Raw genomic sequence first — 6,844 nt, 5'->3', positions numbered from 1 at the left:
CCTACGGCTATACCTCAACCTATTCAAGCCTGGGTCTGGCAGATTTTATGAAACGCATGACAGTGCAGAAATTAACCCCTGCCGGTTTAGCCGGCCTGGCGCACGCCGTGGAAACCCTGGCGGCGGCTGAGTTACTCACCGCGCACAAGAACGCCGTGACACTGCGCATGAACGCCCTGCGCTCTGAGGAGAAAAAATAATGAACAAACCATTCAGTGCAATGGATATGGCGCGCGAAAATGTGCAATTACTGACACCGTACATGTCGGCACGCCGTCTGGGCGGCAACGGGGATGTCTGGCTGAACGCCAACGAATACCCGCAGGCACCGTATTTCGCCTTTACCGATCGCAATCTGAACCGCTATCCGGAGTGTCAGCCCGCCGATGTTATTAACCGCTATGCCGCTTATGCAGGGGTTAATCCTGATCAGGTGATAGCCGGGCGCGGTGCCGATGAAAGTATTGAACTGCTGATACGTGCGTTTTGTGAACCGGGACAGGATGCCGTGATGTACTGCCCGCCGACCTACGGCATGTACAGCGTCAGCGCAGAAACCTTTGGCATTCCTCAGAAAATCGTCCCGACGCTGGATGGCTGGCAACTGGATTTGGACAGCATCGCTACCAATCTGTACGGTGTAAAACTGCTGTATGTCTGTCACCCGAACAACCCGACCGGTAATCCTATCCGCGAACAGGATCTGCGCTATCTGTTTGAAATTGTGAATAACCGGGCGCTGATTGTTATTGATGAAGCCTATATTGAGTTCTGCCCGCAGTTCAGTGTCGCGTCATGGCTGAAAGAGTATCCAAACCTGGTTATTCTGCGCACACTCTCCAAAGCCTTTGCACTGGCCGGACTGCGCTGTGGTTTTACCCTCTCATCGCCGGATATTATTAATGTGCTGATGAAAGTGATCGCACCTTATCCGCTCTCCTCGCCGGTTGCCGCGATTGCAGCGCAGGCACTCCTGCCGGAAGGTATTGAGATGATGCGTGAGCGGGTGGCAGAGATCTGCCGCAACCGGCAGATGCTGTGCGACGAGCTGAGTAAACTGCCACTGACAGAAACCATTTTCCCGAGTGAAACCAACTATATCCTCGTGCGGTTCCGGGAGTCTGAGCGGGTGTTCCGCAGCCTGTGGAATGACGGGATCATTTTGCGTGACCAGCGCAAACAACGCGGACTCGATGACTGCCTGCGTATTACCATCGGTACCCGTGCAGAATGTCTGCGGGTAATTGCCGCTATCGCCACCCTTAAAATGCCTTAATCTGAGGACAACGGATATCATGACACAGAAAGTCTTATTTATTGACCGCGATGGCACTCTGATCAGCGAACCACCGGTGGATTTCCAGGTAGACCGGCTTGATAAACTGGTTTTTGAGGAAAATGTTATCCCTGCGCTGCTGAAACTTAAAGCCGCCGGATACCGCTTTGTGATGGTGACAAATCAGGACGGGCTGGGCACAGCGAGCTTCCCGCAGGCTGATTTTGAGGCGCCGCACCAGCTGATGATGCAGGTCTTTACCTCACAGGGCATTACTTTTGATGAGATACTGATTTGTCCGCACAAACCGGCGGATAACTGCAATTGCCGCAAACCAAAAATAACCCTGGTGAAAAACTACCTGCTGCCGGACGTAATAGATCAGCAGAACAGCTATGTTATCGGCGATCGCGAAACGGATATTCAGCTCGCGGAAAATATGGGAATTACCGGTCTGCGTTATGGTCAGCCGGGCATGGACTGGAACAGTATCGCAGAGCAGCTTACACGCCGTGACCGCTACAGCCGCGTGGAGCGCAAAACAAAAGAGACGGATATTGTGACCGAAGTCTGGCTGGATCGCGAAGGCGGCAGCACTATCCGCACCGGGGTGGGTTTCTTTGATCACATGTTGGATCAGATTGCGACCCACGGCGGATTCCGGCTCAATATTCAGGTCAACGGCGACCTGGTAATTGACGATCACCACTCAGTCGAAGATACCGGGCTGGCACTCGGCGAAGCGCTGAAACTGGCGCTTGGTGATAAGCGCGGGATAGTCCGCTTCGGATTCACCCTGCCAATGGATGAATGTCTCGCCCGCTGTGCGCTGGATATATCCGGGCGTCCGCACCTTGAATACAAAGCCGATTTTAAATTTCAGCGCGTAGGTGACCTGAGTACAGAGATGATCGAGCACTTCTTCAGCTCCCTCTCCTACACCATGGGCTGTACATTGCACCTGAAAACCAAAGGGAAAAACGATCATCACCGCGCCGAAAGCTTATTTAAAGTGTTCGGACGGACACTGCGCCAGGCTATCCGCGTGGAAGGCGATGTCCTGCCGAGCTCAAAAGGAGTGTTGTGATGAACATCGTCATTACCGACACCGGCTGTGCCAATATCGCGTCTGTCCGCTATGCGATTGAACGCCTGGGCTATAAGCCGGTGGTTACCGCAGACAGTAACCTTATCCGTCAGGCAGACAAAGTATTTCTGCCGGGTGTCGGGACAGCGGGTGCGGCGATGGAAAATCTGGCTGAGCGCGGGCTTATCAGCACAGTCCGCGCACTGACGCAGCCGGTGCTGGGTATCTGTTTAGGAATGCAGCTTCTCGCTGCCACCAGCGAAGAAAATAATATTTCCCTGCTCGGGCTGATTGATACCCCGGTCAGGAAAATGACCCCTCAGGGTCTGCCGGTGCCGCATATGGGCTGGAATACAGTGGATTTTACTGCTGATTCACCGCTGTTCCGCGATATCGCGCCACAGAGCTATTTCTATTTTGTTCACAGCTATGCCTGTCCGGTCAGTGACGCCACGATCGCCACCACCACTTACGGCAATACCTTCACCAGTATCCTCTGCCGCGATAACTTTTACGGGGTACAATTTCACCCCGAGCGCTCGGGCAAAACAGGGATAACACTGATTAAAAATTTTCTGGAGATGGATGCCTTATGATCATTCCGGCACTGGATTTAATCGACGGACAAGTAGTGCGCCTTCACCAGGGCGATTATGCAAAACAGCGGGACTACGGCTCGGATCCGCTCAGCCGTTTACAGGCGTATGAGCGGGAAGGCGCAACACTGCTGCACCTTGTGGATTTAACCGGTGCGAAAGACCCGGCCAAACGCCAGATCCCGTTACTGAAAACTCTGCTTGCAGGTGTCAGTGTGCCGGTTCAGGTCGGCGGCGGAATTCGCACTGAAGAGGATGTCACCGCACTGTTTGATGCGGGTGCCGCCCGTGTGGTCATCGGCTCCACCGCTATTCGCTCTCCGGCAATGGTTAAAGCCTGGTTTGAGCGCTACGGCGCAGAACGCATTGTACTGGCGCTGGATGTGCGCATCAGTGCTGACAGACAGAAACGTATTGCCATCAGCGGCTGGCAGGAAGATTCACAACAGACACTGGAAGAGGTTATCCGCGATTTTGCCTCTGTCGGTCTGCGCCACGTCTTATGTACAGATATCTCCAAAGACGGCACTCTGGCGGGCTCCAATGTCGCGCTGTATCAGGAAATCTGTGCGGCATTCCCGGAGATTGCCTTTCAGGCATCCGGCGGTATCGGCGGACTGAGTGATATAGCGCCATTGCCTGCAACCGGCGTTGCCGGTGTGATCGTCGGGCGGGCACTGCTCGATGGCAAAATGACTTTACCGGAGGCAATCTCATGCTGGCAAAACGCATAATTCCCTGCCTGGACGTCCGCGACGGACAAGTGGTTAAAGGGGTACAGTTCCGTAATCACGAAATTATCGGCGACATAGTGCCTCTCGCCCGGCGCTATGCACAGGAAGGCGCTGACGAACTGGTGTTTTATGATATCACCGCCTCATCTGACGGGCGCGTGGTGGATAAAAGCTGGGTCGCCAAAGTGGCGGAAGTGATTGATATTCCGTTCTGTGTGGCAGGCGGGATCCGCAGTACCGAAGATGCCGCCGCTATCCTCAACTTCGGTGCGGATAAAATCTCTGTCAACTCCCCGGCACTTGCCGACCCGTCACTTATCACACGTCTCGCCGATCGTTTCGGCGTGCAATGTATTGTGGTCGGTATTGATACCTGGCACGATGAAGAAACCGGAAACTATCATGTGTATCAGTTTACCGGTGATGAAAAACGCACTGTCGCCACCACATGGAACACGCTTGACTGGGTGAAAGAAGCTCAGAAACGCGGCGCAGGTGAAATCGTACTGAATATGATGAACCAGGACGGCGTGCGTAACGGTTACGATCTGGTGCAACTCGCGAAAGTCCGTGAGGTGTGCCGGGTGCCGCTGATAGCCTCCGGCGGAGCCGGTCAGATTGACCATTTCCGTGATGCGTTTTTAAAAACCAATGTGGATGGCGCACTTGCTGCCTCCGTATTCCACAAACAGATTATTAATATCGGTGAACTCAAACGCGAACTTGCCCGCACCGGTATTGTTGTCAGAACACAGGAGTTATAAGCCATGCTCACGGAACAGGAAATCACACAACTCGACTGGCAGAAAACCGGGGATTTAATGCCGGTTATCGTACAACACGCTGTATCAGGCGATGTGCTGATGCTGGGCTATATGAACCGCGCCGCTCTGGATAAAACCCTCAGTGAAAAACGCGTAACATTTTTTTCGCGTACCAAACAGCGGCTGTGGACCAAAGGCGAATCCTCAGGAAATTTTCTCAATCTGGTGGATGTGTTCAAAGACTGTGATAACGACACTCTGCTTGCCCTGGTTGATCCTGTTGGTCCGACGTGTCATCAGGGCACAACCAGTTGTTTTGCCCCGGCGCAGACAGCGCAGGGCTTCCTGTATGAACTGGAATCGGTGATTAAATCCCGGAAAACTGCCGACCCGGACAGCTCTTATACAGCAAAACTGTACGCCAGCGGAACAAAACGGATCGCACAGAAAGTCGGTGAGGAAGGAGTGGAAACCGCACTGGCGGCAACCGTCAGAGACAAAGCCGAACTGACCAGTGAATCTGCCGACCTTATCTATCACCTGCTGGTGCTGCTTCAGGATGCGGATCTCGATTTACAGACAGTTATTGAAAAACTTAAATCCCGCCACCGGTAATTCAAAACAGCGGACAAATCCATTTTTGTCCGCTGTTTTTGTTGCCATAACCAATTATAATAAACAGAAGTATGGCAACAGAGATAATAACTATGATCAACCCTGTTTTTGAGAAACTGACAGCCAGGCTGGATGAAAACCACGCCCGTTACCGAGTGGTTCAGCATGCATCCGCCGGAAAAACCGAAGAGGTTGCCAAAGTCCGCGGAACGCACCACGGACAGGGTGCTAAAGCCCTTGTCTGTCATGTTAAAGGAAACGGATTGCGTCAGTATGTTCTTGCCATTTTACCGTCTGATCAACAGGCAGATTTACAGGCACTGGCAAAAAAGGTCGGCGGCACCCGTGCCTCTCTCGCCAGTCCGAAAGAGACAACTGAACTGACGAACTGTGTTTTTGGCGCTATTCCGCCGTTCAGTTTTCATCCCGGTCTCCGCCTGGTTGCTGATCCGATGCTGTTTGAACGTTTCAGTGAACTGGCGTTTAATGCCGGCAGCCTTGAATGCTCTGTTATTTTAAATACTCAGGATTATCAGCGGATTGCTGATCCTGATATTATGTCATTTGTCCGTCGTGAACTGTAATTTTTGCTTGGGAAGGCGCTTATGCAGGATGAACTTTTAGACACTGTTTACTATGTATTATTACTCAGCTTACTGATTTATCTGTCACGCCACCGCTGGCGCCGGTGGTTTAAAATACAGAAGTCGCGGCCACGTTTTGTCAGCTCACCGGAAGAAGATGAGCGGTCACTGCGCCAGCAGTTGAGCGCACCTTATCTGAACGGCAGCCAGTTTCATAAAACCGATCACTTTTTTGCGGTCAGCGCCCTGCTGCGCGAAGTGCTGGTACACTATGAAGAGCAGCAGATCCATCTTGATGGCGCGCTTTTTTCCCGCGAAGATACCTATAATTTCACCTGCCTCGGTACTCCGCTGCCTGAACCACTGACTGCCACACTGGCGGAGCGTCTGGCGCTGCGTGATGATTATCAGTATACCGACAGTGAGCGGATGAACCGCTACTGCCTGACCTCTCCGGCAGGAAAACCACTGAACCACCAGATTGGTCTGTGGATTGATATGATGCAATCCCTGCTGGATACTGAGCTGGTGCTTCTTCTGGAAGAAAATAACCAGCAGGACAGAGACTGCCCGGTAATGCATCTCAGTACTGAACAAATCCATCACTGGCTTGATGAAATCAATGACACTATGGTTCAGACTGCTTCGCGCGTGTTGCAGGCCCGGACCCACGGTACCTTTGAGTCATAAATAATATCTGTTTTTCCGTTGCACCTTCGGGTGCAACCTTTACTGCGTGACTTTGCGCACCACTGTTTCTGACGGTGACAAAATATCCCCTCGCTCAGTCATCAGTGCCACCGGCAGAACCGGTCTGCCGGTCTGCTTATCAAGCAATACAGAGTGCAGCTCGTCTTCCCCGAACAAATGACCTTCCCCCCACTGACGCAGCGCCACAATCACAGTAAAAAGATGCTCTCCTTTGTCAGTCAGGACATATTCCTGATAGGCCGTGCCGTCTGAGGCCGGTTTCATTTCCAGAACACCGGCATCTGTCAGTTTTTTCAGGCGGTCAGACAGGATATTGCGGGCAACCCCCAGGTTTTGCTGAAAGTCTTTAAACCGGCGGATACCATCAAACGTATCGCGGATAATGAGCAATGACCAGCGGTCACCTATCAGATTAAGTGTTCTGGCGACCGGGCAATATTCGGGAGCAACGGTTGTCATAGTACATCCTGTTATCAG

General features: G+C 52.5%; 10 protein-coding genes. 9 read left to right on the top strand and 1 reads right to left on the bottom strand.

All coding sequences use genetic code 11. From position 1 onward, the window contains the following. The 9 genes from ACMHKJ_RS10155 to ACMHKJ_RS10115 form a co-directional block, all read left to right on the top strand. Positions 1-200: histidinol dehydrogenase (locus tag ACMHKJ_RS10155; RefSeq protein WP_413493639.1), on the top strand; the 200-nt coding region annotated here is incomplete at its 5' end. Next, complete coding sequence (hisC, locus tag ACMHKJ_RS10150; protein ID WP_413493637.1) at positions 200-1,276, top strand: histidinol-phosphate transaminase; 1,077 nt, start codon at positions 200-202, stop codon at positions 1,274-1,276. The genes ACMHKJ_RS10155 and hisC, both read left to right, overlap by 1 nt. Before the next feature lie 19 nt (positions 1,277-1,295). Continuing rightward, positions 1,296-2,363, top strand: a complete 1,068-nt coding sequence (hisB, locus tag ACMHKJ_RS10145) for a bifunctional histidinol-phosphatase/imidazoleglycerol-phosphate dehydratase HisB (RefSeq protein WP_413493635.1) — start codon at positions 1,296-1,298, stop codon at positions 2,361-2,363. Further along, entirely contained in the window at positions 2,363-2,959 is a 597-nt protein-coding gene (gene hisH, locus ACMHKJ_RS10140) for an imidazole glycerol phosphate synthase subunit HisH (protein WP_413493633.1), read from the top strand. The genes hisB and hisH overlap by 1 nt, the downstream gene beginning before the upstream one ends. Further along, positions 2,956-3,693: a 1-(5-phosphoribosyl)-5-[(5-phosphoribosylamino)methylideneamino]imidazole-4-carboxamide isomerase gene (gene hisA / locus ACMHKJ_RS10135; RefSeq protein ID WP_413493631.1), complete on the top strand. Its 738-nt coding sequence runs from the start codon at positions 2,956-2,958 to the stop codon at positions 3,691-3,693. Before hisH ends, hisA begins: the two co-directional genes overlap by 4 nt. Further along, entirely contained in the window at positions 3,675-4,457 is a 783-nt protein-coding gene (gene hisF, locus ACMHKJ_RS10130; RefSeq protein WP_413493629.1) for an imidazole glycerol phosphate synthase subunit HisF, read from the top strand. Before hisA ends, hisF begins: the two co-directional genes overlap by 19 nt. Before the next feature lie 3 nt (positions 4,458-4,460). Then, the gene (hisIE, locus tag ACMHKJ_RS10125; protein ID WP_413493627.1) at positions 4,461-5,072 is read left to right on the top strand and encodes a bifunctional phosphoribosyl-AMP cyclohydrolase/phosphoribosyl-ATP diphosphatase HisIE; all 612 of its coding nucleotides are present in this window, start codon (positions 4,461-4,463) and stop codon (positions 5,070-5,072) included. 92 nt (positions 5,073-5,164) lie between these two features. Further along, entirely contained in the window at positions 5,165-5,656 is a 492-nt protein-coding gene (locus tag ACMHKJ_RS10120) for a YbaK/prolyl-tRNA synthetase associated domain-containing protein (protein WP_413493625.1), read from the top strand. 21 nt (positions 5,657-5,677) lie between these two features. Continuing rightward, positions 5,678-6,346 carry a hypothetical protein gene (locus ACMHKJ_RS10115; protein ID WP_413493623.1) on the top strand — a complete coding sequence of 223 codons (669 nt, stop codon included), beginning with the start codon at positions 5,678-5,680 and terminating at the stop codon, positions 6,344-6,346. A 39-nt stretch (positions 6,347-6,385) separates the two neighbouring features. Here ACMHKJ_RS10115 and ACMHKJ_RS10110 read toward each other — a convergent pair whose 3' ends face one another. Then, positions 6,386-6,826 carry a winged helix-turn-helix transcriptional regulator gene (locus tag ACMHKJ_RS10110; protein WP_413493621.1) on the bottom strand — a complete coding sequence of 147 codons (441 nt, stop codon included), beginning with the start codon at positions 6,824-6,826 and terminating at the stop codon, positions 6,386-6,388. Positions 6,827-6,844: the final 18 nt, after the last annotated feature.

Source organism: Morganella psychrotolerans (assembly GCF_965118875.1).
Taxonomy (GTDB): domain Bacteria; phylum Pseudomonadota; class Gammaproteobacteria; order Enterobacterales; family Enterobacteriaceae; genus Morganella; species Morganella psychrotolerans_C.
Note: the sequence above shows the minus strand (reverse complement) of the source record. Positions and strands in the feature narration are given on the sequence as shown.

Excerpts from the sequence above, each read along its gene's own strand:
- hisC (WP_413493637.1), top strand. The coding sequence starts at position 200 with ATGAACAAACCATTCAGTGCAATGGATATGGCGCGCGAAAATGTGCAA.
- hisB (WP_413493635.1), top strand. The coding sequence starts at position 1,296 with ATGACACAGAAAGTCTTATTTATTGACCGCGATGGCACTCTGATCAGC.
- hisH (WP_413493633.1), top strand. The coding sequence starts at position 2,363 with ATGAACATCGTCATTACCGACACCGGCTGTGCCAATATCGCGTCTGTC.
- hisA (WP_413493631.1), top strand. The coding sequence starts at position 2,956 with ATGATCATTCCGGCACTGGATTTAATCGACGGACAAGTAGTGCGCCTT.
- hisF (WP_413493629.1), top strand. The coding sequence starts at position 3,675 with ATGCTGGCAAAACGCATAATTCCCTGCCTGGACGTCCGCGACGGACAA.
- hisIE (WP_413493627.1), top strand. The coding sequence starts at position 4,461 with ATGCTCACGGAACAGGAAATCACACAACTCGACTGGCAGAAAACCGGG.
- ACMHKJ_RS10120 (WP_413493625.1), top strand. The coding sequence starts at position 5,165 with ATGATCAACCCTGTTTTTGAGAAACTGACAGCCAGGCTGGATGAAAAC.
- ACMHKJ_RS10115 (WP_413493623.1), top strand. The coding sequence starts at position 5,678 with ATGCAGGATGAACTTTTAGACACTGTTTACTATGTATTATTACTCAGC.
- ACMHKJ_RS10110 (WP_413493621.1), bottom strand. The coding sequence starts at position 6,826 with ATGACAACCGTTGCTCCCGAATATTGCCCGGTCGCCAGAACACTTAAT.